At 57.3% G+C, this 23,274-nt stretch carries 26 protein-coding genes; 14 read left to right on the top strand and 12 right to left on the bottom strand.

Translation table 11 applies throughout. The features are described 5' to 3' along the window. Positions 1 to 32: 32 nt before the first annotated feature. Positions 33 to 200: a hypothetical protein gene (locus tag OQ460_RS12365; RefSeq protein ID WP_410017778.1), complete on the bottom strand. Its 168-nt coding sequence runs from the start codon at positions 198 to 200 to the stop codon at positions 33 to 35. 30 nt (positions 201 to 230) lie between these two features. After that, positions 231 to 533: a DUF1883 domain-containing protein gene (locus OQ460_RS12360; RefSeq protein WP_410017777.1), complete on the bottom strand. Its 303-nt coding sequence runs from the start codon at positions 531 to 533 to the stop codon at positions 231 to 233. A gap of 210 nt (positions 534 to 743) precedes the next feature. On the opposite strand from OQ460_RS12360, the gene OQ460_RS12355 reads away from it, so the two are divergent. From OQ460_RS12355 to OQ460_RS12340, 4 genes are all read left to right on the top strand, one after another. Next, positions 744 to 1,094 (top strand): hypothetical protein, encoded by a 351-nt coding sequence (locus OQ460_RS12355; RefSeq protein ID WP_410017776.1) that lies wholly within the window; start codon positions 744 to 746, stop codon positions 1,092 to 1,094. Between the two features lie 191 nt (positions 1,095 to 1,285). Further along, positions 1,286 to 1,936: a c-type cytochrome gene (locus OQ460_RS12350; protein ID WP_410017775.1), complete on the top strand. Its 651-nt coding sequence runs from the start codon at positions 1,286 to 1,288 to the stop codon at positions 1,934 to 1,936. Further along, positions 1,933 to 2,859 carry a c-type cytochrome gene (locus OQ460_RS12345; RefSeq protein WP_410017774.1) on the top strand — a complete coding sequence of 309 codons (927 nt, stop codon included), beginning with the start codon at positions 1,933 to 1,935 and terminating at the stop codon, positions 2,857 to 2,859. Before OQ460_RS12350 ends, OQ460_RS12345 begins: the two co-directional genes overlap by 4 nt. A gap of 72 nt (positions 2,860 to 2,931) precedes the next feature. Next, positions 2,932 to 3,162 carry a hypothetical protein gene (locus OQ460_RS12340; RefSeq protein ID WP_410017773.1) on the top strand — a complete coding sequence of 77 codons (231 nt, stop codon included), beginning with the start codon at positions 2,932 to 2,934 and terminating at the stop codon, positions 3,160 to 3,162. Between the two features lie 9 nt (positions 3,163 to 3,171). Here OQ460_RS12340 and OQ460_RS12335 read toward each other — a convergent pair whose 3' ends face one another. Together OQ460_RS12335 and OQ460_RS12330 are read right to left on the bottom strand one after the other, a co-directional pair. Further along, entirely contained in the window at positions 3,172 to 3,453 is a 282-nt protein-coding gene (locus OQ460_RS12335; protein WP_410017772.1) for a hypothetical protein, read from the bottom strand. A 144-nt stretch (positions 3,454 to 3,597) separates the two neighbouring features. Further along, a complete protein-coding gene (locus tag OQ460_RS12330) occupies positions 3,598 to 3,783 on the bottom strand; it encodes a hypothetical protein (protein WP_012724166.1) in 186 nt (61 codons plus the stop codon). A gap of 305 nt (positions 3,784 to 4,088) precedes the next feature. On the opposite strand from OQ460_RS12330, the gene galU reads away from it, so the two are divergent. Next, positions 4,089 to 4,928 (top strand): UTP--glucose-1-phosphate uridylyltransferase GalU, encoded by an 840-nt coding sequence (gene galU / locus OQ460_RS12325; RefSeq protein ID WP_410017771.1) that lies wholly within the window; start codon positions 4,089 to 4,091, stop codon positions 4,926 to 4,928. 118 nt (positions 4,929 to 5,046) lie between these two features. Continuing rightward, positions 5,047 to 6,405, top strand: a complete 1,359-nt coding sequence (gorA, locus tag OQ460_RS12320) for a glutathione-disulfide reductase (RefSeq protein WP_410017770.1) — start codon at positions 5,047 to 5,049, stop codon at positions 6,403 to 6,405. On the opposite strand, the gene OQ460_RS12315 is transcribed toward gorA, so the two are convergent. After that, on the bottom strand, positions 6,406 to 7,413 hold the full coding sequence (locus OQ460_RS12315) for a DNA-binding protein (RefSeq protein ID WP_410017769.1): 1,008 nt from the start codon (positions 7,411 to 7,413) through the stop codon (positions 6,406 to 6,408). Between the two features lie 172 nt (positions 7,414 to 7,585). Between OQ460_RS12315 and OQ460_RS12310 the strand changes: the two genes are divergently transcribed. The 3 genes from OQ460_RS12310 to ahpF all read left to right on the top strand — a co-directional run bounded on the left by OQ460_RS12310 (position 7,586) and on the right by ahpF (position 10,911). After that, on the top strand, positions 7,586 to 8,518 hold the full coding sequence (locus OQ460_RS12310; RefSeq protein WP_410017768.1) for a site-specific integrase: 933 nt from the start codon (positions 7,586 to 7,588) through the stop codon (positions 8,516 to 8,518). Between the two features lie 131 nt (positions 8,519 to 8,649). Beyond that, positions 8,650 to 9,213 carry an alkyl hydroperoxide reductase subunit C gene (ahpC, locus tag OQ460_RS12305; RefSeq protein WP_339532477.1) on the top strand — a complete coding sequence of 188 codons (564 nt, stop codon included), beginning with the start codon at positions 8,650 to 8,652 and terminating at the stop codon, positions 9,211 to 9,213. 132 nt (positions 9,214 to 9,345) lie between these two features. Continuing rightward, on the top strand, positions 9,346 to 10,911 hold the full coding sequence (ahpF, locus tag OQ460_RS12300; protein ID WP_410017767.1) for an alkyl hydroperoxide reductase subunit F: 1,566 nt from the start codon (positions 9,346 to 9,348) through the stop codon (positions 10,909 to 10,911). Positions 10,912 to 10,968: 57 nt separating this feature from the next. Here ahpF and gloA read toward each other — a convergent pair whose 3' ends face one another. Beyond that, positions 10,969 to 11,490, bottom strand: a complete 522-nt coding sequence (gene gloA, locus OQ460_RS12295) for a lactoylglutathione lyase (RefSeq protein WP_410017766.1) — start codon at positions 11,488 to 11,490, stop codon at positions 10,969 to 10,971. A gap of 200 nt (positions 11,491 to 11,690) precedes the next feature. On the opposite strand from gloA, the gene OQ460_RS12290 reads away from it, so the two are divergent. Beyond that, on the top strand, positions 11,691 to 12,227 hold the full coding sequence (locus OQ460_RS12290) for a DUF4946 domain-containing protein (protein WP_410017765.1): 537 nt from the start codon (positions 11,691 to 11,693) through the stop codon (positions 12,225 to 12,227). Between the two features lie 205 nt (positions 12,228 to 12,432). On the opposite strand, the gene OQ460_RS12285 is transcribed toward OQ460_RS12290, so the two are convergent. From OQ460_RS12285 to OQ460_RS12275, 3 genes are all read right to left on the bottom strand, one after another. Then, positions 12,433 to 12,798: a histone-like nucleoid-structuring protein, MvaT/MvaU family gene (locus tag OQ460_RS12285; protein WP_410017764.1), complete on the bottom strand. Its 366-nt coding sequence runs from the start codon at positions 12,796 to 12,798 to the stop codon at positions 12,433 to 12,435. 185 nt (positions 12,799 to 12,983) lie between these two features. Next, complete coding sequence (locus tag OQ460_RS12280; RefSeq protein WP_410017763.1) at positions 12,984 to 14,525, bottom strand: EAL domain-containing protein; 1,542 nt, start codon at positions 14,523 to 14,525, stop codon at positions 12,984 to 12,986. Positions 14,526 to 14,677: 152 nt separating this feature from the next. After that, a complete protein-coding gene (locus OQ460_RS12275) occupies positions 14,678 to 15,559 on the bottom strand; it encodes a LysR family transcriptional regulator (protein WP_410017762.1) in 882 nt (293 codons plus the stop codon). A 76-nt stretch (positions 15,560 to 15,635) separates the two neighbouring features. On the opposite strand from OQ460_RS12275, the gene OQ460_RS12270 reads away from it, so the two are divergent. Both OQ460_RS12270 and hppD read left to right on the top strand, forming a co-directional pair. Further along, the gene (locus OQ460_RS12270) at positions 15,636 to 16,565 is read left to right on the top strand and encodes a DMT family transporter (RefSeq protein WP_410017761.1); all 930 of its coding nucleotides are present in this window, start codon (positions 15,636 to 15,638) and stop codon (positions 16,563 to 16,565) included. A gap of 269 nt (positions 16,566 to 16,834) precedes the next feature. After that, on the top strand, positions 16,835 to 17,911 hold the full coding sequence (gene hppD / locus OQ460_RS12265; RefSeq protein WP_410017760.1) for a 4-hydroxyphenylpyruvate dioxygenase: 1,077 nt from the start codon (positions 16,835 to 16,837) through the stop codon (positions 17,909 to 17,911). A 68-nt stretch (positions 17,912 to 17,979) separates the two neighbouring features. Here the strand turns inward: hppD and rarD are convergent, their stop codons facing one another. Next, on the bottom strand, positions 17,980 to 18,861 hold the full coding sequence (gene rarD / locus OQ460_RS12260) for an EamA family transporter RarD (protein ID WP_410017759.1): 882 nt from the start codon (positions 18,859 to 18,861) through the stop codon (positions 17,980 to 17,982). Positions 18,862 to 18,993: 132 nt separating this feature from the next. On the opposite strand from rarD, the gene OQ460_RS12255 reads away from it, so the two are divergent. After that, the gene (locus tag OQ460_RS12255; RefSeq protein WP_410017758.1) at positions 18,994 to 19,470 is read left to right on the top strand and encodes an Lrp/AsnC family transcriptional regulator; all 477 of its coding nucleotides are present in this window, start codon (positions 18,994 to 18,996) and stop codon (positions 19,468 to 19,470) included. Between the two features lie 59 nt (positions 19,471 to 19,529). Here the strand turns inward: OQ460_RS12255 and OQ460_RS12250 are convergent, their stop codons facing one another. Further along, entirely contained in the window at positions 19,530 to 20,540 is a 1,011-nt protein-coding gene (locus OQ460_RS12250) for an aldo/keto reductase (RefSeq protein WP_410017757.1), read from the bottom strand. A 95-nt stretch (positions 20,541 to 20,635) separates the two neighbouring features. Then, on the bottom strand, positions 20,636 to 21,943 hold the full coding sequence (locus tag OQ460_RS12245; RefSeq protein WP_410017756.1) for an MFS transporter: 1,308 nt from the start codon (positions 21,941 to 21,943) through the stop codon (positions 20,636 to 20,638). Positions 21,944 to 22,114: 171 nt separating this feature from the next. Between OQ460_RS12245 and OQ460_RS12240 the strand changes: the two genes are divergently transcribed. Then, positions 22,115 to 23,212, top strand: a complete 1,098-nt coding sequence (locus tag OQ460_RS12240) for a sugar diacid recognition domain-containing protein (RefSeq protein WP_410017755.1) — start codon at positions 22,115 to 22,117, stop codon at positions 23,210 to 23,212. The last annotated feature ends 62 nt before the right edge of the window (positions 23,213 to 23,274 follow it).

The raw sequence follows: 23,274 nt of genomic DNA, 5'->3' as shown, positions 1-23,274 counted from the left end.
AAAAAGTCCTGATACAGGCAGTTAACGCTGCTTTACAGCGCCTTGCTCACGTTGATGTCGGTGACTTCATCACTGGCATCGTGAATTTTCGCCAGTGCTTGCCTGGCCTCTTCGACGCTGGCGGACTGCAATTGCGCGAATTCGAAGCGTCGTTCGCCGTTGAGTTTGTACTTGATGACGTACTTGGTGGTTTGAGTCACGGTTTCTTCCTGTCGGCTGCGGTTGAACAATCAGCTCAGCTTGGAGTTGGTACGACGAACGATGCGGATCTTGTGGGACAAGGCCGGCTTGCGGGTGACGCTGATGGCCCGGCGGGTAACAACGTCGAGGGTGATATTCCAGAACCCGGTGCTGGGTGCGGTGATCTTGGCTGGAAATTTTTCGAACGCGCCGCCATGGTAGGTGTGGCGCCCGCCATTTTTGAAGCTGCGAAAGTTCGCATCGCTCATCAGGCGAATATTACAAGTTTGCGAGCACTCGATGACGACAATGTCTCCCTCATTGAGGTGTTCGCGCTGGTGAATGAATTTCATGGGGTGTCTCCAGAAGGCTTTTTCTGAAAAATCAGAACGATACGTAGGTTAATATGGAGTTTATCAGTCCCGGCGCGTTTATTATCGGGTCGTCTTCGACGTCTTCGACAATTTAAAACAGTTATTTCTCGAGTTATCAGGGATAAATCCTACATTGGCGGGAGAAAAACACCGTCCTCGCTGTCGTAGGGTCTTTATCGGAGGTTTTGTATGAAGTGGAGTGTATTGGTTCTGGCCCTGGCAGTAAGTGGATGTGCTTCGGTTTCAGACATCAAGCAGACGCCGCCAACGATGGCGGTCATCTCCGGGAAGAAGCCACAAGAGTATGCGGCGTGTGTGGTCCAGAAACTCTCGTCGACCCGTCGGCCGTCGCAGATCGAGCCGCAGAAGGAAGGTGTCCGGGTAATCGTGCCGCAGAAATTTTCTGCCGATCCGTCTGCCATTTTCGAGATCGAAAACCGGTCAAGCGGTAGTAGCATCAAGCTCTATGAGAGCATGTCCAATGTCCCGATTCGTCCAGGAGATGTGAAAAAAGCCGCGGAAGAGTGTATCTCCGGCTGATTCCACGGGCCTGCCCCACACCACTGAATCCGATTTAAGAAGCCTGGGCTGTGATTGCAGCACCAGGTTTTTTTTGCTCTGGAAAATTCCCGTTATTTTGTAGGGGCTTGTCGCTAAGAGTGCATTGTCCTACCATTTGCAGGCTTATTCCTTATAGGTCTAAGCATATAACTATAAAAAATGGAGTAGTGATGATGTCTCTGTACCGAGTACTGATGGGAGGTGCGCTGCTATTGATGCTGGGCACCGCACATGCACTGGAAGGAAAGAAAATCTTCGATGCGGGCGGCATGCAGCCTGGCGCGACAGCCTGCATGGCTTGTCACGGAGCTGACGGCCTGGGCTTGGCTGCCGCGGGCTTCCCACGTTTGGCGGGGCTGCCGGCAGGTTATTTGAGTAAACAACTGCAGGACTTCAGAGACGGTACGCGCACCAACCCGGTGATGCAGCCGTTGGCCAAGGCGCTGACAGACGAAGAAATCGCAGCCGTGACTCAGGTGCTGGCCGCAATGCCAGTGCCCGGGGCTGTCACGGCCTTTCGTAGTGCTCTCCCAGGCAGTCCTGCGCAGAAGCTCGCTTTGCAAGGCGCCTGGGATCGACAGATTCCCGCGTGTGTCAGTTGTCATGGTCCAGCAGGTGTGGGGGTTGGCGACGCGTTTCCGCCGCTGGCCGGCCAATCTGCCGCTTATCTGGCGGGCCAGCTCAGTGCCTGGCAGAGCGGGGCGCGGCGCAACGACCCGAATGATCTGATGGGGCATATCGCCAAATCCCTCACGCCTGAAGAAATACAGGGCGTCGCCAGCTATTTCGCCTCTCTTGGCGTTCGGGAGGTCAAGCCATGAAGCTATTAGCCGTTGTACCGTTACTGGGTTGGTTGATCGGCTCGCCCGCCTTGGCGACGACTATTGCCATGGAGGACCAGTCGCAGTTGCAGATGTCGACCGCAGCGCAGTCTGCGAATACACCGTTTCAGCCGCCCCACGAAAATGAGCTGCCAGACAATGCCTACGGCAAGTTGGTGATGCAAGGCTATGCGTTGTTTGTCGATACCAAGCGCCTGGCGCCAGACTTTGTCGGTAACGGCCTCAATTGCAGCAACTGCCACCTGGATCAAGGGCGGTTGCCCAATTCGTCACCGCTGTGGGGCGCATACCCAATGTACCCGGCCTATCGGAAAAAGAACGACAAGGTCAACACGTTCGCCGAACGCCTGCAAGGGTGCTTTCAGTTCAGCATGAACGGTGGCACACCGCCGGCAGCGGACAGTCATGAGATCACGGCGTTGTCGGTCTATGCCTATTGGCTGGCGAGTAAAGCGCCCTTGGGTGTGGAGCTGGCGGGGCGCGGGTATCCTGAAGTCCCGCAGCCGACCAAGGGCTATAACCTGGCCCAGGGGGCAGCGGTCTATAAAGATCAGTGTGCGCTATGCCACGGTGCAGAGGGGCAGGGACAGAAGGTCGGCGAGAGCTATGTCATGCCACCCTTGTGGGGCAAGGACTCATACAATTGGGGCGCGGGCATGCATCGCATCAATACCGCTGCGTCTTTCATCAAGCACAACATGCCGCTGGGCAAGGGCGGCAGCTTGACCGATCAGCAGGCGTGGGATGTGGCGGCATATGTCAATCGCCATGAGCGGCCGCAAGATCCGCGCCTGGTAGAGGGGTCGGTGGAGAAAACCCGGCTCAAGTTCCATGCCAATGACGGCGTGAACCTGTATGGGCAAACGGTAGATGGTGTGCTGATCGGCCAAGGCATCCGGTAAACTGTGCTCCAACCATACAAAATGCCGCTGAAGCCTCGGGTTTCAGCGGCATTGTTATTTTGGAGTATCACAATGAAGCGCGAACGCGTCAGAGAGCGGCATGCAGAGGGGCACATTTGCGCCACCCATGTGATTCAAAACCCGGCCAATTCAGGCGAATGGATCGTGTTTTTCAAGAAAAGCGCCGGGCGCAGCTTCTTCCTGGTGGATGAGCAGGACGAAGTCGAGTCCTTCCCGCGGCTGGATGACCTGATCGAGACTATCCGCGGCCTCGGTATCAAATTTGCCGAGATCCACCTGTAGTCAGCGATATTACTTGCAGACCACCACCACACTGCGGCCCTTGAAATTGCCGACGTCCGCGCCCAGCGTCTTGTCGCTTTCCTTCAAGACTGGCGTGCCCTCTGTACCGACAATGCGGTAACCGGTACCTGCGCAGGATGCATCGGCTTTCTCGTAGCAACTGGCCCAGGAATTGGCCTCGCCCGAGCAATCAATTGTGAGTCCCTGCTCGCCGTTTTTCAGGTAGATATCCGAGGTGGTGGTGCAGCCGGAGAGCGCCAGTACCGCAATCAGTGCCAGAGTCTTGTTCATGTGTGTGGTCGTCGTTTAAAGGTGCTGGAAAGGCGCTGACACTGTTGTGGGCGTTTGTAGCGAGATTATAGCGAACGGCCATCAAGGTACAGGCAAACACAAAAAAGCCCCGTTTAACGGGGCTTTATGCGCAAATGCAGCAGCTTATTTGCCTTTCGGCCTTTTGCTCGACGCGTGACCAGCTTCGTCCACGAACACTTCTGCTACCGCGATAGCCTGGCTTTCGCTCGCGAATGCCCCGGCAACACTGTCTCCGTGGAAATTGATCAGGTGCCAGCCGTCTGCTCGCTTGGTGATCAGGTAGCCGTTTACGCCTTTGGGTTCTGACATCTATTAACAATCTCGTGGTCTGGTTCAGGCAGGCATGATAACGCCAAATGCCATGGCTGAGCGCATGTTGTTGCAGGTCCGTGCTCTGTACTCAAAAGCGTGCTAAAACGACTGAAGCCCTTTTAAACCGAGACACCGTTTGTTTTCTCGTACCCTTGGTAAGGCCAATTGCAGGGTAGGCGGAACTAACGGCGACATTTTTTCTCTATGTTGACATCGCAACGCCAGCAGGACCCATTGTAAGGTGGCTGCGGCCTGATTAGACTGCGCCGAATTTCGTACGCACAGCCCTTTTAAGGACTCATATGATCAAGAAATGCTTGTTCCCAGCAGCCGGTTACGGTACTCGCTTCCTGCCAGCGACTAAAGCCATGCCCAAAGAGATGCTGCCGGTGGTAAACAAGCCACTGATCCAGTACGGCGTCGAAGAAGCACTGGATGCCGGCCTGAACGAAATTTCAATCGTGACCGGTCGCGGCAAGCGCGCCCTGGAAGATCACTTCGACATCAGCTACGAGCTGGAAAACCAGATCAAGGGCACCGACAAGGAAAAATACCTGGTCGGTATCCGCAAACTGCTCGACGAGTGCTCGTTCTCCTACACTCGCCAGACCCAAATGAAAGGCCTTGGCCACGCTATCCTGACCGGCCGTCCGTTGATCGGTGACGAACCCTTTGCGGTCGTGCTGGCGGACGACTTGTGCGTCAACCTCGAAGGCGACGGCGTATTGACCCAAATGGTCAAGCTTTACCAGAAGTACCGTTGCACGATCGTTGCGGTTCAAGAGGTCGACCCTCAAGAGACCAACAAATACGGCGTCATCGCCGGCGATGATATCGGCGATGGTCTGATCCGCGTGCGCGACATGGTTGAAAAGCCGGCGCCGGAAGATGCACCGTCGAACCTGGCGATCATTGGTCGTTATATCCTGACCCCGGATATCTTCAAGCTGATCGAAGAAACCGAGCCGGGCAAGGGGGGTGAAATCCAGATCACCGACGCCCTGATGAAGCAGGCCAAGGACGGCTGTGTCATTGCCTACAGATTCAAAGGCCGTCGTTTCGACTGCGGCGGCGCCGAAGGTTACATCGAGGCCACCAATTTCTGCTACGAGCACTTCTACAAGACTGGCAAGGCTTACTGATTCAGGTTTGCCGCCCGCTGTGAAAAAGCCACCTTCGGGTGGCTTTTTCATTATTCAGCTCCCTGTATGACCCGAGCTGTGTCAGCAGGTATGCTGATGTCCTGCCGAGGAGAGTGAAATGGCTTACGATTTTGATCTATATGTAATTGGCGCCGGTTCTGGCGGTGTGCGAGCAGCGCGGTTTGCGGCCGGGTTTGGGGCTAAAGTGGCCGTGGCTGAAAGCCGGTACTTGGGTGGTACCTGCGTCAACGTGGGCTGTGTGCCGAAGAAACTGCTGGTCTATGGAGCGCATTTTGCCGAAGACTTCGAGCAAGCTGGCGGCTTTGGCTGGTCCCTGGGTGAGGCGAACTTTGATTGGGCAACCCTGATCGCCAATAAGGATCGCGAGATCAATCGCCTCAATGGCATCTACCGCAACCTGCTGCTCGACAGCGGTGTCACCTTGCATGAGGGGCATGCACGGGTGACCGGCCCACATGCAGTGCAAATCAATGGCGAGAGTTTCACCGCCAGGCACATTCTGATTGCCACCGGCGGCTGGCCGCAGATTCCTGAAATCCCGGGGCGCGAACACGCTATTGGTTCCAACGAGGCGTTCTTCCTCAAAGAGCTACCCAAGCGCGTACTGGTGGTTGGCGGTGGTTATATTGCGGTGGAGTTCGCCGGGATCTTCCACGGCCTGGGTGCGAAAACTTCGTTGCTATATCGCGGTGATCTTTTCCTGCGCGGTTTTGATGGCGCGGTACGCAAGCATTTGCAGGAAGAGCTGACCAAGCGTGGCCTTGACCTGCAATTCAATGCGGATATTTCGCGTATCGAAAAGCAGGCCGATGGCAGTCTGAAAGCCACGCTGAAAGATGGCCGGGTATTGGAAGCCGATTGCGTGTTCTACGCCACGGGCCGGCGTCCGATGCTGGACAATCTGGGCCTGGAAAATACCAGCATCAAGCTTGATGAGCGTGGTTTTATCGAGGTTGACGACCTGTACCAGACCGCTGATACGTCAATCCTCGCCATTGGCGATGTCATTGGTCGCGTGCAGTTGACGCCGGTGGCCTTGGCGGAAGGCATGGCTGTCGCTCGCCGCCTGTTCAAGCCCGAACAGTATCGTCCGGTTGACTACGCGATGATTCCGACAGCGGTGTTCAGTCTGCCCAATATTGGTACGGTGGGCTTGAGCGAAGAGCAGGCGAGGGCTGATGGCTATAAGGTGCGGATTTTCGAGAGCCGTTTCCGCCCGATGAAACTGACCCTCACCGATTGCCAGGAGCGTACGCTGATGAAGTTGGTGGTCGATGCCGACACCGACAAGGTGCTGGGTTGTCATATGGTTGGGCCGGACGCGGGTGAAATCGTGCAGGGTCTCGCGATCGCCCTCAAGGCGGGCGCGACCAAGCAGGACTTTGACGAAACCATCGGCGTGCATCCGACGGCGGCCGAAGAGTTCGTCACCATGCGCACGCCTGTCTCGAGCTGATCAGGTAGGGTTGGGTGTTTCTGGCGGCGTCGCAACGACGGCCGCCAGGCGCAGTGCTTCGATACTGGCCTGGGCCTTGATCAGGTCTGTTTCCAGGGATTTGCTGAGCTGCTGGTGTTCGGCCAGTGCCTCCTGGCGTGCCTGGGTTTCCAGCAGGGCAACCCGCAGGCGCTCCTGAAGCAGGCTGCGTTCGGCATCGACCAGATTGAGTTGCTCGCCTAGCTGGCGCTGAGCCTCGCGGTCCTGGGTAAGCTGTGTCTGCAAGGTACTCAGTTCTTTGGAGGTGACACGATGCTCAATCAGCAGGCGCTCGTTATCGCGGTGCAATTGGGTAATTTCATCCTGGCGCACCATGGCGCTCTGCTGCGCCAGACGCAGTTCGGCCTGCACTTGCTGCAACTGACCCTCATGGCGTCGCTGCTCCTGCTCGCGTTGTTCCTTGATCGCGTTGCGGTAATGCTCCAGGGCATCACGTGCATGCAGGTGTTTCTCTTCCAATGAGCGAATCTGCTCGTCCTTGTCATTGATCCGCAGTTCGTAGTCGCTGCAGGCCTGGCTAAGCCCGGCATTTCGGGTTTGTTCCGTCTGCAGGCTGGAGAGGGTGCTTTGCAGCGTGGCGCTTTCCTCTTGCAGCGCGGTGGCCTGGATCTCGAACTGCTGTTTGAGTTGCGTATGGGCTTGTTCCAGCTCGTTCAGTTGCGCAAGTAGGGCGGCTTTGTCCTGCTCGAATTGCGCCAGGGCGCTATCAATCGGCTCCTGGGCCTTGTCTTTCAAGCGTTGGGCCAGCTTGCCCACCAGCTCCGCCAGCTCCTCGTCAAGCGGGGCTTGAGTGATGGATTGCCGGGATTCGCTCTCGTCCAGCTCCTTCAAGTACCGATGAATCGTGGTTTTCGAGCCGGTATTGCCCATTTCTATGCGCACTGCGTCGATGCTTGGGTTTTCGCCGCGGGCGATGATCGCCTGGCGGGCCGTCTGAACCACTGCTTTGTTAATGCCGCCGCGCGCCATGAAGTCTCCGTCGATTTAGTACTGTGGTACATGTTATGTATTTACGTACTATAACATGTGATTATATTTGTTTGAAATCATCATTTTACAGATGGGATATTGACGTATTATCCCGTGTCATATGTGTTTTCATCGAACCGCCGCCCTGTAGCCGTACACATGAGGTCATGTCATGAGCGAACTGGATCGTTATCTGAACGCCGCCACTCGCGAAAACACTCGCCGTAGCTACCGTGCGGCCATCGAGCACTTTGAAGTGGGTTGGGGTGGCTTCCTGCCCGCCACCAGTGACAGCGTGGCGCGCTATCTGGTGGCGTACGCCGGTGTGTTGGCAGTCAACACCCTGAAGCTGCGACTCTCAGCCCTGGCCCAGTGGCACACCAGCCAAGGATTTCCCGACCCAACCAAGACGCCTGTCGTGCGCAAGGTGCTCAAGGGGATTCGTGCCCTGCATCCCGCTCGGGAAAAGCAAGCGGAGCCATTGCAGCTGCAGCATCTGGAACAGGTAAATCAGTATCTGGGGCAGGAAGCCGATCAGGCTCGAAGCGCAGGAGACCGGCCACGGTGGCTGCGCGCCAGGCGTGACAGTGCCTTGATCCTGCTGGGCTTTTGGCGAGGGTTTCGCAGTGATGAGCTATGTCGTTTGCACATTGAGCACGTGCAAGCGAGGCCGGGGGAGGGAATTGCCATGTATTTGCCGCGCAGCAAAAGCGATCGCGAGAATCTCGGCAAGACCTACCAGACCCCGGCGCTCCTGCGCTTGTGTCCGGTCCAGGCCTATACCGAGTGGCTCGGCGCTTCGGCCCTGGTTCGTGGGCCGGTGTTTCGCGGCATCGATCGCTGGGGCAACCTCAGTGACGCGGGCTTGCATCCCAACAGTGTGATTCCGTTACTGCGCCAGGCACTGGAACGTGCAGGCATTGATGGCGAGCAATACACCAGCCATTCCCTGCGCCGGGGCTTCGCCACCTGGGCTCACCGCAGTGGTTGGGACATGAAGTCGTTGATGAGTTACGTCGGCTGGAAAGACATGAAATCGGCCATGCGCTACGTTGAAACGACGCCCTTTCTTGGGATGGCTCAGGCTGACGTCCCACTGATTTAAGAATCTTCTATTAATACAGTCGCCTGATAGGCAAAACCAATCGTGAGCATCAGGTTTGCCAATGAGCCATCGGAAGTCAGAGTCGGTAGGCTTCACTCATCAACTTACTAACCCCTGACGGAGAGTCAACGATGCCTATCATCAACAGCCAAGTAAAACCGTTCAAAGCAACCGCATTCAAAAACGGCGCTTTCGTCGATGTGTCGGATGCCGACCTGAAAGGCAAATGGTCTGTCGTATTCTTCTACCCAGCTGACTTTACTTTCGTTTGCCCAACCGAGCTGGAAGACCTGGCTGACAACTACGCCGAATTCCAGAAACTGGGCGTCGAAATCTACAGCGTGTCCACCGACACCCACTTTGCCCACGCTGCCTGGCACAACACCTCGCCAGCCATCGGCAAGATTCAATACACCATGATCGGCGACCCGACCCTGGCTATCTCCCGCAACTTTGACGTGCTGATCGAAGAAGCTGGCCTGGCAGACCGCGGTACCTTCGTGATCAACCCTGAAGGCCAGATCAAAATCGTTGAAATCAACGACGGCGGTGTAGGTCGTGACGCATCCGAGCTGCTGCGCAAGATCAAGGCTGCTCAGTACGTTGCTGCTCACCCAGGCGAAGTGTGCCCAGCCAAGTGGAAAGAAGGCGAGGCTACTTTGGCTCCGTCCCTGGACCTGGTCGGCAAGATCTAAGTCTGTGAAACGCTACAGGGCGGGCTTTACCGCACCTCAGTAAGCTGCACCGCCCTCAAAGACGCCCGGGCGAGATTCGCTCGGGCGTTTTTTTTCGACCGCAATAAACCGAATTAACAGGAAATCGCCCGTATGTTGGACGCCAATCTTAAAGCTCAGTTGAAGTCATACCTGGAACGGGTCACCCAGCCGATCGAGATCGTCGCCTCCCTTGACGACGGTGCGAAATCCCAGGAAATGCTTGCCTTGTTGCAGGACGTAATCAGCCTCACCACGCGGATTACCTTGCACACCGATGGCAATGACGCGCGTAAGCCGTCGTTCGCCATCAATCGCCCGGGTGCCGATATCAGCTTGCGTTTCGCCGGCATACCCATGGGTCATGAATTCACTTCGTTGGTGTTGGCGTTGCTGCAAGTTGGCGGCCATCCTTCGAAGGCCAGTGTCGAAGTGCTTGAACAGATCCGTCACCTCAAAGGTGAGTTCAATTTCGAAACCTACTTCTCGTTGTCCTGCCAGAACTGTCCGGACGTGGTCCAGGCGCTTAACCTGATGGCCGTACTTAACCCGAACATCCGCCACGTCGCCATCGACGGCGCGCTGTTCCAGGCCGAAGTCGATGATCGCCGCATCATGGCGGTGCCAAGCGTCTACCTCAACGGTGTGAGTTTCGGCCAGGGTCGCATGGGCCTGGAAGAAATCCTCGCCAAGCTCGACACCAGTGGTATCGAGAAACAGGCAGAGAAGATCAGCGCCAAGGCTGCCTTTGATGTGCTGGTGGTCGGCGGTGGCCCGGCCGGTGCATCGGCGGCGATCTATGCGGCGCGCAAAGGCATTCGTACCGGGGTTGCTGCCGAACGTTTCGGTGGGCAGGTGTTGGACACCATGGCGATCGAAAACTTTATCTCGGTCCAGGAGACCGAAGGGCCGAAGCTGGCCAGCGCCCTGGAAGAACACGTCAAGCAGTACGATGTCGACATCATGAATCTGCAGCGCGCAAGTGCGTTGATTCCGGCGAAGAATCCCGGTGAGTTGCACGAGATACGTTTTGAGAGCGGTGCAACGCTCAAGTCCAGCACTGTGATCCTGGCAACCGGCGCCCGCTGGCGTGAAATGGGCGTGCCCGGCGAGCAGCAATACAAGGCCAAGGGCGTGTGTTTCTGCCCCCATTGCGATGGTCCGCTGTTCAAGGGCAAACGCGTGGCGGTGATTGGTGGCGGCAACTCTGGCGTCGAGGCGGCGATTGACCTGGCAGGTATCGTCAGTCATGTCACTTTGCTTGAATTTGACAGTAAATTGCGCGCTGACGCGGTATTGCAGCGCAAGCTCTACAGCCTGCCTAACGTCAAGGTGATCACCAGCGCCCTGACCAGCGAGGTCAAAGGTGATGGCCAGAAGGTCACCGGTCTTGCCTACAAAGATCGGGACAGTGGTGAGTTCCATACTGTTGAACTTGAAGGCATCTTTGTGCAGATCGGCCTGCTGCCGAACACCGACTGGCTCAAGGGAAGCGTCGAGCTTTCGCCGCGGGGCGAGATCATTGTCGATGCTCGTGGTGAAACTTCGCTGCCAGGTGTGTTTGCCGCCGGCGACGTGACCACCGTGCCGTACAAGCAGATTGTGATTGCAGTAGGCGAGGGCGCGAAAGCTTCGCTCAGTGCCTTCGATCACCTGATCCGCAGCTCGGCGCCTGCATAACGCAGGTCTGAAAATAAAAAAACCCATGAGCGATCATGGGTTTTTTTTGCGTCACACTTACAGTGGCGCGGGTTGGATGATCTCGACCCAATAAGCGTCCGGGTCTTTGATAAATGCCAGGCTTTTCATACGCCCGTCAGTCAGGCGCTTCTGAAAGTCGCAGCCCAGGGATTCAAAGCGCGCGCAGGCGGCCACGATATCCGGCACCGAGATGCAGATATGACCAAAGCCACGTGGGTCTGTGTTGCCGTTGTGGTAGGCGAAGTCGGCATCGTTTTCGGTGCCGTGGTTGTGGGTCAGTTCCAGGATGCCCGGAATCGACTTCATCCATTGGGTGCGCTCGGCGGCGTCGGCTGGAATCTGTGCCTTGTCCACCAGGGCCAGGAAGTACAGGCTGAATTCGGCTTCAGGGAAGTCGCGTTTTTCTACCAGGGAGAACCCCAGGACGCGGGTGTAGAAGTCCAGCGATTTGGTGATGTCCTTTACCCGCAGCATGGTGTGGTTGAACACGAAGCTCGAGGTGGCGGTATCAGGTTGGGCGGTGACGCCCGGGAAGGTGTTCAATTCGTGCAGGCTCATGGGCCCTCCAGAAAAAAATGGGGCATACGCGACTCATTGCATGAGCGATCCGTTGGCGTGCGGCTGACCGGCATCCGTGCAGCCAGGCCATGATACGCAAGCCCTGAGTGCTGCGCCAAATGAAAAAGCCGACTCGCCCCTTGCGATTGCCGGTTGGACGGCCGCAAACTTTGTCGCTGGCAACTTGAGTGATTTTCGCAATGACCCGATCTCGCATTTCTTCCTTTGGCATCTTTTGCCTGTTGTTGGGCAGTACCGGTGTGTTGGCTGTCGACCCGCAAATCCATTGGCCCGCTGGGTGGCAGGTGGAGGAGGTTGTGCCAGATGGTGAATTGCCGAAGCAGCCTGCGCAGGTTTCCCGACAGCGCGCGATAAAAAACAATGAAAACGGCGCGACGTTGATGGTGATGGAGCTGACGCGTACACCCATTGAGGCAGGGCATAAAGTCAATTTGCAGGGTGTGATGCTGGAGATGCGCAAGTCCATCCAGAAGGATTTCGGGCGCACGGGCTATCAAAGTGTTTGCAACAAGATTCACCCCACAACTTTGAGTCGTCTTGAGGCGCTTGAAACAACCTGCGTCATCACCGAGAACGGCCGGCACGTATTGTCGCAAACATTGGTGGGGGCGCTTGATAGTGATACGGCCTATGTTTTTTCGTACGCCGGACAAGCCAAGGCTTACGAGGCCAGTAAGGATGAAGTGCGTTCGGTGCGTGAAAGCTTGAAACTTTAACCCTTCAGACTAATGCTTAGGTATGTTCTGTAGGTCACTGGGTTCAACTACGCATCATTATGGGTCGTCTGGATCGTGCACGATTACAACGTGAAATGTTATTTAAACTTCATGGGCAACAGCAAGTCCTTTGCATTTTTGTTCAGAATCGAAAATCGATCATAAAAAACCCCGCATCGGCGGGGTTTGTATGAACCAAATGATACTAGCCACGTAGCCACGAATCGACAGTGGCTGCGCCGTATTCTTCTTTCCAGGCTTTGAGGCCGCGGTGGTTGCCGCCTTTGGTTTCGATCAGTTCACCGGTATGCGGGTTGTGGTACACCTTGACCACGCGAGCGCGGCGCTGTTTTGGGGCCGCCGTTAGTTGAATACCCGACTTGCCCGGGTTTGGATCAAGGATTGCGATGATGTCGCGCAGGCTCTTGCCGTAGGTTTTCATCAAGCCTTGAAGTTTTTCTTCGAATTCAATCTCTTTCTTCAGGCCCGCATCATTTTTCAAGGATTCCAGCTGGGCAAGCTGTTCTTGAAGGGCCTTTTCTGCTGCGCGAAACTCGGCGAGTCTGGACAAAATATTTACTCCAATAGTGTATTTGGCTGATACCAACTGCAAATAAAGCTATAAGCCAAGAGCCATTAAGGTGACCCTCCTGCCAATTCTGCACAGGCAGGAAAAATTGTAGTAGTTAATTGCTCGAGAGTAAATCCTGAGTTTTGCAAACATAGCAATATTCCAATCGTATGACAGATGGTTAGTCAATGGCTACGCAGGCATCTAATGAACTCGTCTGCTGGCATTGGCCTGCCGAACAGGTAGCCTTGTAAGAAATCCACACCTTGTGTCGCAAGATACTGGCACTGCTCGGCAGTTTCGACACCCTCGGCGACGATACCCAAGTCCAGCTTGCCCGACAGTTCAATGATGCTGTCGAGTATATGGCGTGACAATGCATCCACTCCGATCATCGCCACAAAGCTCTGGTCGATTTTCAAGTAATCGACATTGAAGCTACGCAAGTACCCCAGGCTGGAGTGACCGGTGCCGAAGTCGTCAATTGCGATCATCACCCCCAGGCGATGCAGAGCCTCGAATAGCTCGCGGGTGATGTCGGTCGGTTCGATCAACTCGCGTTCGGTCAACTCCAGCACCAGCGTTACTTGGCCTGGGGGGAAGGCGGCGAGGAACTCCCGGCAGGCATCCACCAGTTCCAGGTCGTGACAGTGACTGGCGGCAATGTTGATACCTACATGAAAGCCCGCAATGAATGAGTCTGCATGGGGTGCCAGTTGAGCCGCAGTTTCGCGCATCAGGGCGCGTGTCATGGGGACGATCAACCCGGAGTGTTCTGCCAGCGGGATAAACAGATCGGGGCGTACAAGTCCCTCTCTGGGGTGCGCCCAGCGCATCAGCACTTCACAGCCGGCCCACTGATGTGTATCGCCGCGTACCACCGGCTGGAAGTAGGGAAGAAATTCATTGGCTTCCAACGCCCGGCGCAGTTCGTGGGTAGGGGCAGAGGAGCGTTTCTGCAACCAATGGGCCAATGCCCCTGCCAATACGCCGAAGAACACGATCAGGCTGAACAATGGTGGATAGCGCGCTTCCATATAACGCCACACTTCACCTTCAGGCATACCGGCTACGACGCGAAAGGCATAGTGCGAGGAAGCGAGTTGGTGGTGCGCGACGGGAAAGACAGGGGGGGCGGTGGTGTGGACTTTGCCATCGCCCCCCAACCAGTTGGGCCCGACTTGCAATACCAGTTCGGTGTAACGACTGATCAGGCGCAAGGCGTTTGTCAGGTGGTATCCATCAACCGAGGCAAAGGCGCCTTGATCGCCCTTTGTCAGCCGGTACACCAGCAGTGCGGTGTCGGGAGTCACCGGGTTGCCATTCATCAGCCACAGTCGACCGTCGACGTAGTCTTCGGGGTTGACCGGTGACACCTGACCATCGCCGAAAAGCGAACTGCAGTAAATGTTCTTCTGCCATGACAGGGTGGTTGCGCGCACGAACGGGCGACGTGTGACCTGTTCGCGCAGTGCCAGTGTTGTCGTGCTGTCACAAGGGCGGCCGGCCAGTGGCAATAGGGCTTGGGCGGCGAGTTCAGTATTATCGAGCATCAGGTCGAATTGGCGCACCGCTTCGATGGCGTTTTGTGCGGTGCTTTGCTCCAGGGTGCGCTCGGCCTGCCAATAAAGAATCGGCACCCCGAGCAAAATTGGCAATGCACCACTGATCAGTGTCAGCAAAGAGCGAGTCTTGCGTGTTCGTGGGCCGTTGACGGTCAGTGGCATTTGCGCAACCTGTAGCAGGGAAGGGCGAGGCTCTCGACTGCGGGCAGGCAGCGAGGCCATTCAAGAAAATGTGCTGGCATCGGCCATGATAGATGGCTGGACGGATCTGTGCGCGTGCGTGGTGTGATTGCGAGCGCGCTAAGTGACCTGCATCAAGCGCCGTTGCCATAATCCAGGCCGGTCGCCAGTTTGATAAACGCCAGAGTAGCGGGCGACGCCTGGCGCTGATCCAGTACCGCCAACCCTACTTGGCGCGTGATCGCCGGTTTCAGTGGCTTTATCAAATAGCTCGCCGGTTGTACGTCGGGCAGCGACAGTTGCGCGACAACGGTTACGCCGTCTCCACGCCGCACGGCGTCCAGCGTGCTGAGCAGTTGCGAGCAGCGGTAGCGAATATCTGGCTTGAGTCCGGCACCAACGAACAACCGCGATACCAGCTCCGACGACCCGGCTTCGGTCAGGATAAACGGGTCGCTGCATAGCGCCTTGAGACTGATATCCGGTTGATCGGCCAAAGGATGGCCGGTGGGCAGCAGCGCCACCATCTGATCTTCGATCAGAGCAAAGGTATCGAAGCGTTCTTCGGGCAACACCACAAACGCGACATCGATCCGCCGCTCCTCCAGCCACTGTACAACCTGGCGATCGGGACCTTCGTCGACATGCACCATGATCCCTGGATGCGCCTGGCGAAAACGCCGCAGGATCCTGGGCAGCAAGCGAATCGAGGACGTTGGGCCAAAGGAGCCAATGCGCAAGGTGCCGCGTTTCATGCCCCGGGCATCATCAGCTTCCTGTTGCAGAGTGTTGGCCAGCCCCAGCATCGTGCGGGCACGTAACACTAGTTGCTGACCAATATCGGTGAGCTCGATCAAGGCCTGGTGTCGATGGAACAGTTCGACGCCCAATTCCTGCTCCAGCGACTTGATCGCATGGGAGACCGCGGACTGGCTGATACCCAGTCGATTGGCTGCGCTGGTGAAACCTTGCAGTTGCGCAACCTGGGAGAAGATTTCCAATTGAGTAAGGGTCATGAGGTTTTACTCATTTTACGATGAGATGGCATTAGTAAAAGAATAAAGCAAACCCCACGTCGAATGCAGGAATATCATGCCCGGCCATATCATTGCCCTTACCGGCGAGCGCACGACTTACTTCAAGCTGGCGGCAGTCACCATGATCTGGGGCGGCACCTTTGTTGCGGGCCGCTTCCTGGCAGCAGACCTGGACCCCCTGGTGATTGCGAGCCTGCGTTTTGGCTTGGCCAGCCTGGCATTGTCGCTATTCATGGCCTTCGCCCGTATACCCCTGGTGTGTCCCGACCCAGCACAAATGGCCCGCTTGATGGTGCTGGGGTTGTTCGGGATATTCTTCTACAACCTGTGCTTTTTCTACGGCCTGCACTTTATCAACGCATCACGTGCTTCCTTGATTGTTGCGTTGAACCCGGCAGTGATTGGCCTGGCTTCCTGGTGGTTTTTCAAGGAGCGCCTGGGCCGTGGCAAAGTCTTGGGTATCGCGTTGTGCCTGGGCGGGGCCGGGGCGGTGATCGCCAGCCGCAATCCGCAAGTGCTGCAAGGCACGGCCGATGCCTGGGTCGGTGACCTGCTGATATTTGGCTGTGTCGTGAGCTGGGGCGTTTACTCGTTATGTTCGCGCTCGCTCAACCAGAGCCTGGGGCCATTGCAGACGGTAACGTGGTCGATCCTGCTGGGCACGCTGATGCTTGGGGTTGTTACCCTTGTGACGGGCAGGGTCACGGTTGAAGCCATGAGCGCTATTCGCTTGCCCCAGTTATTGGCACTGCTGTACCTCGGTGTGCTGGGTTCGGCCCTGGCCTATATCGGCTATTACGACGGTATTCGCCGTATTGGTGCGACCCGGGCTGGCGTGTTTATCGCCCTCAACCCGCTGACGGCGGTGGTCTGCGGTGCGCTGTTGCTTGGTGAACCCCTGACAGCCCCGATGTGCCTGGGCGGCGCGGTGATTTTGCTGGGCATTTATCTGTGCAACAAACCGCTTGCGCCGGGCAAGGCATAGGGATTTGATAAGGAATACGGACAAACGTGGTTACGCTGTGTAGAATCAGGTTACGCATACAAGAATAAGCGCTTGCCTTAACGCAAGCCTCGTCCGTCAGAGACGCCCGTAAGAGAATGATCCAACCATGAAGCTACTCGGGTTCCAACTCATCTACGGTGACTTCCTCGCCCGCAGCGTGCGGGGCATTTCCTGTGCGCCACCTTCCCACCTCATCCTTGCTGGCAATTAACCCGTTTAATTCTAAAAAGATGATGAGGCGCCAAATCATGGCAGATCTATACGAAAACCCAATGGGCCTGATGGGCTTTGAGTTCATTGAGTTCGCATCGCCAATCCCGGGCACCCTGGAGCCGATCTTCGAGATCATGGGCTTTACCAAGGTCGCGACCCACCGCTCCAAGAATGTGCACCTGTATCGCCAGGGCGCGATCAACCTGATCCTCAACAACGAACCCAACAGCGTGGCCTCGTACTTTGCCGCCGAGCATGGTCCGTCAGTGTGTGGCATGGCGTTCCGGGTCAAGGACTCACAAAAGGCCTACAACCTAGCGCTGGAACGTGGGGCCCAGCCGATCCACATTGAAACCGGCCCGATGGAGCTGAACCTGCCGGCGATCAAGGGGATTGGCGGCGCGCCGCTGTACCTGATCGACCGTTTCGGCGAAGGTAGCTCGATCTACGACATTGACTTTGTGTTCCTGGAAGGCGTGGACCGCAACCCAGTGGGTGCCGGCCTGAAGATCATCGACCACCTGACCCACAACGTGTATCGCGGACGCATGGCCTATTGGGCCAACTTCTACGAGAAGTTGTTCAACTTCCGTGAAATCCGTTACTTCGACATCAAGGGCGAATACACCGGCCTGACCTCCAAGGCCATGACTGCCCCGGACGGTATGATCCGTATCCCGCTGAACGAGGAGTCGTCCAAGGGTGCCGGCCAGATCGAAGAGTTCCTGATGCAGTTCAACGGTGAAGGCATCCAGCACGTGGCGTTCCTGACCGACGATCTGATCAAGACCTGGGATCAGTTGAAGGGTATCGGCATGCGCTTCATGACCGCGCCGCCGGACACCTACTATGAAATGCTCGAAGGGCGTCTGCCGAACCACGGCGAACCGGTCAGCGAGTTGCAAACGCGTGGTATCTTGCTGGACGGTGCGGCGAATTCCGAAGACAAGCGCCTGTTGCTGCAGATCTTCTCGGAAACCCTGATGGGGCCGGTGTTCTTCGAGTTTATCCAGCGCAAGGGTGATGACGGCTTCGGTGAAGGTAACTTCAAGGCGCTGTTTGAGTCCATCGAGCGTGACCAGGTGCGTCGTGGTGTGCTGACCGCTGACTGACCAAGGTTGCGACAAAACCAAAAGCCCGGTCGGGGAACGCCTCGACCGGGCTTTTTGATTGTTCGCAGTCAGGCTTTGCGTTGCCGCACCAGATGCTTGAAGCCTTCGAATACCAGCACCAGCACCGCCATCCAGATCGGGATATAGGTCAGCCACTCACCTGGCCCGATGCTTTCTCCCAGCAGCAAGGCCACGGCCAGCAACAGTACCGGCTCTACATAGCTGAGCAAGCCGAACAGGCTGAATGCCAGGAGTCGGCTGGCGATGATATAGCTCACCAGCGCGGCGGCACTGATCAGCCCCAGCATTGGAATCAGGGCGTACAGCGCTTTGTGGGTGTCCAGCACACCAAACCCCTGTTCACCGCTTTGTACAAACCACAGCGCCACTGGCAGCATCAGCGCCATATCGAGCCATAGCCCGCCCAAATGGTCGGTGGCCAGGCGTTTGCGCAGCACAAAGTAAAGCGGGTAACCGATGATCACCACCAGGGTCGCCCAGGAAAAGCCGCCAACCTGATACAGCTCGTTGAGCACGCCGGCGGCGGCAAAAAATACCGCGATCTGCTGCAACCGCGACAAACGCTCGCCGTATACCAGGCGTCCGGTCAGGACCATGGTCAGCGGCAGCAGGAAATACCCAAGGGACACGTCGAGGCTACGGCCGTTGAGCGGCGCCCACATAAATAGCCACAACTGCACAGCCAACAGCGCCGAAGACAGGACAATCCCGCCGATCAGCCGGGGCTTGCCCGCCACCAGCCGCACCAGCTCAAACACCCGCCGCCATTCACCGCTCAAGGCCATGAAGACCGTCATGCACGGTACGGTCAGCAGCATGCGCCAGCCAAAAATCTCCAAACCGCTCAACGGCGTGAGCAGGGAGGTGAAGTAATACATCACGGCAAATAACACCGAGGCCAATACCGATAGAGCAACACCTTTAGACACGCTGTCCTCGCGAAAACGACTGATACAAGAAGAAGGGGTAATTCGGATGGGAATATATTGCTTTTGCAGTGAGACGTTTGCTCTGTTTTACGGCATCTTATGAGAAAATTTCTCATGCCAAGGTGCGTCCGGATGCCCATTCAACCCCAATCGCCCCTCGATGCCTTCGACTTGGCGATTCTCAAGCAACTACAACAAGACAACACCACCGCGCTGCGAGTGATCGGCGACACGGTCAACCTGTCCACGGCAGCGGTGCAACGGCGAATCAAGCGCATGCAGCAGAACGGTGCGATCAGCGCGAATACGGCAGTGGTCAATCCAGAGGCGACAGGCAAGCCCATCACTATCTTGGTGGAGGTTCATGCAGAGCGAACCCACATTGAAGACCTTGATGTGCTCAAGGCCCAGATGTCAGTGCCGGCGGTCCAGCAGTGCTACTACGTGACCGGTGATGCGGATTTCATGTTGGTGGTCGTGGTCGAGACCATGAAGGCCTATGAAACCCTGGCTCGACAGCTATTTTATGAGAACCGCAATATCAAATGGTTTCGCAGCATCGTGGTGATGGACCGGGTCAAGGTCAGCCTGGACGTGCCGCTCGGCTGACAGGACATCAGCGACCGGATGCAGGAACCGGCGCGCCCCCACAAACGGTCGGCGCGCTATCAAGAACGGACGATCCGCCCCGAGACAAAATGCCCCACATCATTGAACCCTGGCGTCGAGGCGTGCCCCGGTGTGACCAGAGAGTCGATGAACGCTTCATCCTCGGCGGTGATTTCAACGTCCAGCGCCAGGGTGTAGGCGTCCCACTGTGCTTCGGTACGTGGCCCGACAATCGCTGAGCTGACCGCTGCGTTGTTCAGCACCCAGGCAATTGCAAATTCGACCATGCCCACCCCGCGCCCCTGGGTGTATTGCTGGATCTGCTGGGCAATACGCAGCGATTCCATGCGCCATTCGGTCTCCAGGATGCGCTTGTCCTGGCGTGCGGCACGGCTGCCGGCCTCAGGGCTGACATCGGGGGCGTACTTGCCGCTGAGCACGCCGCGGGCCAGCGGACTGTAAGGCACAACGCCCAAACCATACGCCGCAGCGGCAGTGATTTGCTCGATCTCGGCCTGGCGATTGACGATGTTGTACAGCGGTTGGCTGATGATCGGTTTATCCACCCCGAGGCGCTCGGCTACGCGGATCACTTCAGCAATGCGCCAGCCTCGGTAGTTGGACAGCCCCCAGTAACGAACCTTGCCTTGGCGAATCAAGTCGCCGATGGCCGATATGGTGACTTCCAGTGGTGTGTTGTGATCTTCCCGGTGCAGGTAGTAGATATCCAGATAGTCGGTATCCAGGCGCCCGAGGCTGGCCTCCAGGGCATTGAAAATCCGCTTGCGGCTCAAGCCACTGCGATTGGGCAGGCCGTCCCCGGGGCCAAAGCCGACTTTGGAAGCCACCACCCAGTCTGCGCGATGGCGAGTGATCGCTTCACCGACAATCTCCTCCGAGCGCCCGCCGGTGTAGACGTCAGCGGTGTCGATGAAGTTGATGCCCTGGTCCCAGGCTTTGTCGATGATGCGCAGCGAGTCTTCGGTGTTGGTCTGTTCGCCAAACATCATGCTGCCCAGGGTCAAGGCGCTGACCTTAAGCCCGGACTGGCCCAGTGTGCGATAAATCATGGAGAACTCCTCGGAAGGTACGACGGGTTCTATCCAATACCAGATCGCGAGGCTCTGGAACAGGCCTCGCGCGTGCATTGCAGTGATCGATAGGCCTATGCGCGCAACGTCCGGGTCATGCGCAACGCCAACACACTCCCGCCGACAATCACTGCCGCCAGCAGGTACAGCGCCAAATCGGTAGACCCGGTGGCATCCTTCACAAAACCCACCACATAGGGGCTGAGAAAGCCTGCCATCTGCCCCATCGAGTTGATCAGCGCCAAGCCACCGGCCGCCGCGCCGGCACTGAGCATGGCCGTCGGCACTGGCCAGAACATCGGCAGGCCGGTAAGGGCGCCCATGGTCGCGATGGTCAGGCCGAGGATGGCGATGGCGGGCGTGGTGGCGAAATTCACCGCAATCACCAGGCCGATCGCCCCCATCAACATCGGCACTACCAAATGCCAGCGTCGCTCCTTGCGCAAGTCCGCGGAGCGGCCCACCAGCAACATGAACACGGCGGCCAGCAGGTAGGGAATCGCACTGATCCAGCCGATCACCAGGTTGTCGGAGAAGCCCATGTTCTTGATGATTGATGGCAGCCAGAAGTTGATGGCATACACGCCGCTCTGGATACAGAAGTAGATCAGGCCGAACGCCCAGATTGCCGGGTTCTTGAACACCTGCAACAGCGAGTCGCTGGTGGTTTTTGGCTTGTTGGCCAGGTCTGTAGCCTGATCGGCTTCCAGCACCGAGCGCTCATGGGCACTGAGCCACTTGGCATTGGCAAAGCTGTCGCTGAGCAGGAAGTAGGCGAGGGCCCCCAGGATAACGGTGGGTACGCCTTGCAGCAGGAACATCCACTGCCAGCCCGCGAGCCCGCCTTGGCCTGCGGCAAAGTGGTTGAGGATCCAGCCGGAGAACGGACCGCCAAGCAAACCGGACACCGGGATCGCGGACATGAACAACGCCATGATCCGGCCTCGGCGGAACGTCGGGAACCACTGCGAGAGGTAAAGCACCACGCCAGGGAAGAACCCGGCCTCGGCGGCACCGGTAAACAGGCGCAGGGTGTAGAAATGGGTGGGCGTGGTGACGAACAGCAGGCAGGTGGACAACGTGCCCCAGGTGATCATCATCAACGCAATCCAGCGCCGTGGACCGAAGCGTGTCAGCGCCAGGTTGCTCGGCACGCCGCACAGCACATAGCCGATAAAGAAGATCCCGGCGCCAAGGCCGTATACGGTTTCGCTGAATTTCAAGGCGTCGAGCATCTGCAGCTTGGCAAAGCCGACATTGACGCGGTCCAGGTAATTGAACAGGTAACAGACGAAAATGAAGGGGATCAGGCGCAGGGTGATGCGCTTGTATACGGCGTTCTTGTCGTCTTCGTGGGCCAGGATGGCGGCGCTCTGTGACATGGCGTTCTCTCTATTATTATGATTTTTCGCGATGCGGGGGTAACGTTGATCGCCCCCAGAGTCTCGTCTACAGGACAGGGGTGTGTCTTTGTGCCCCTGCACAGCGATCCGCCATTTGCGCTGTGCCGTTGAACAAGCATTACTGCGCTCGTTTTCAAGGAATTTAACCCCATGTTCGAACTCGATCATGACTTGGCGCAGGATATCGTCGATCGAACGATGGCCATCCTGCCCTATAACGTCAACGTCATGGACAGCCAGGGCCTGATCCTTGGCAGCGGCGAGCCGGAGCGTATCAATACCCGTCATGAAGGCGCGCAGTTAGTGCTGGCCAACGGGCGCGTGGTGGAAATCGACGGGCCCACTGCCAGGCATCTCAAGGGTGTCGCGCCGGGGATCAATTTGCCGCTGTTCCATGATCAGCGGCTGATCGGCGTACTGGGTATCAGCGGCGAACCCGAACTGCTGCGTACCTACGCCCAACTGGTACGTATGACGGCGGAAATGCTCGTCAGCCAGCGCCATCAGCAGGCCGAACAGCAATGGCGGCGTCAGCGCAGCGACGATCTGCTGGCCTTGTTGCTGGCCGATGACAGTGATTCGCCACGCCTGGTGGACGAGGCCCGACAATTGGGGCTCAAACCGCAATTGATGCGCACGCCGTATCTGTTTGAACTGGGCCCCGGGCAGAGCGCAGAAGCGTTGGCCATGTGGTTGATGTCCCGCTATCCAGACAGTTGGTGCGTCAGTGGCGCGCCATTTTCCTTGTTGTGGTGCCGACCGGCTTCAGCCTCGATAGACAACCCGCGCCTGCTGGAGAAGCTCGATGGCTTGGGCTGGAAGATCCTGCGGGTCGCCGTCGGTGGGCAGGCTGACGGCCTGGCTGGACTGCGCCGTTGTTATCGACGGGTCGCCGACTTGCTCGCCTACGGGCGCGACATACTGCCGGATTCACGATTACTGACCCTCACACGCTATCGCCTGCCGGTCATGCTCTGGCGCCACCGCAACGATGATGCGCTCGATGAGTTGCTCAACCCATTACGCAAGGTCCTGGCCAAGGATAACAACGGTCAACTGCTGGCCACCCTGCGCAGTTGGTGCGAGCACGATGGTCAAAGCCAGGCCTGCGCCGACGCCCTGGGCATCCATCGCAACAGCCTTCGCTATCGCATGGAACGTATCGCCGAACTGAGCGGAGTCGACCCGTTGACCCTGGACGGAATGCTGGCGTTGTACTTGGGCGTGCAACTGTTGCCGCAGAACTGAGCATTGTAGAAATGAACAACAAATCTCGCTGGCACTTGTGCAATGGACAGGCGTTATTGCCA

Source organism: Pseudomonas imrae (assembly GCF_046352735.2).
In the GTDB taxonomy this organism is placed as follows: domain Bacteria; phylum Pseudomonadota; class Gammaproteobacteria; order Pseudomonadales; family Pseudomonadaceae; genus Aquipseudomonas; species Aquipseudomonas imrae.
This window is presented reverse-complemented; position numbering and strand designations above follow the sequence as displayed.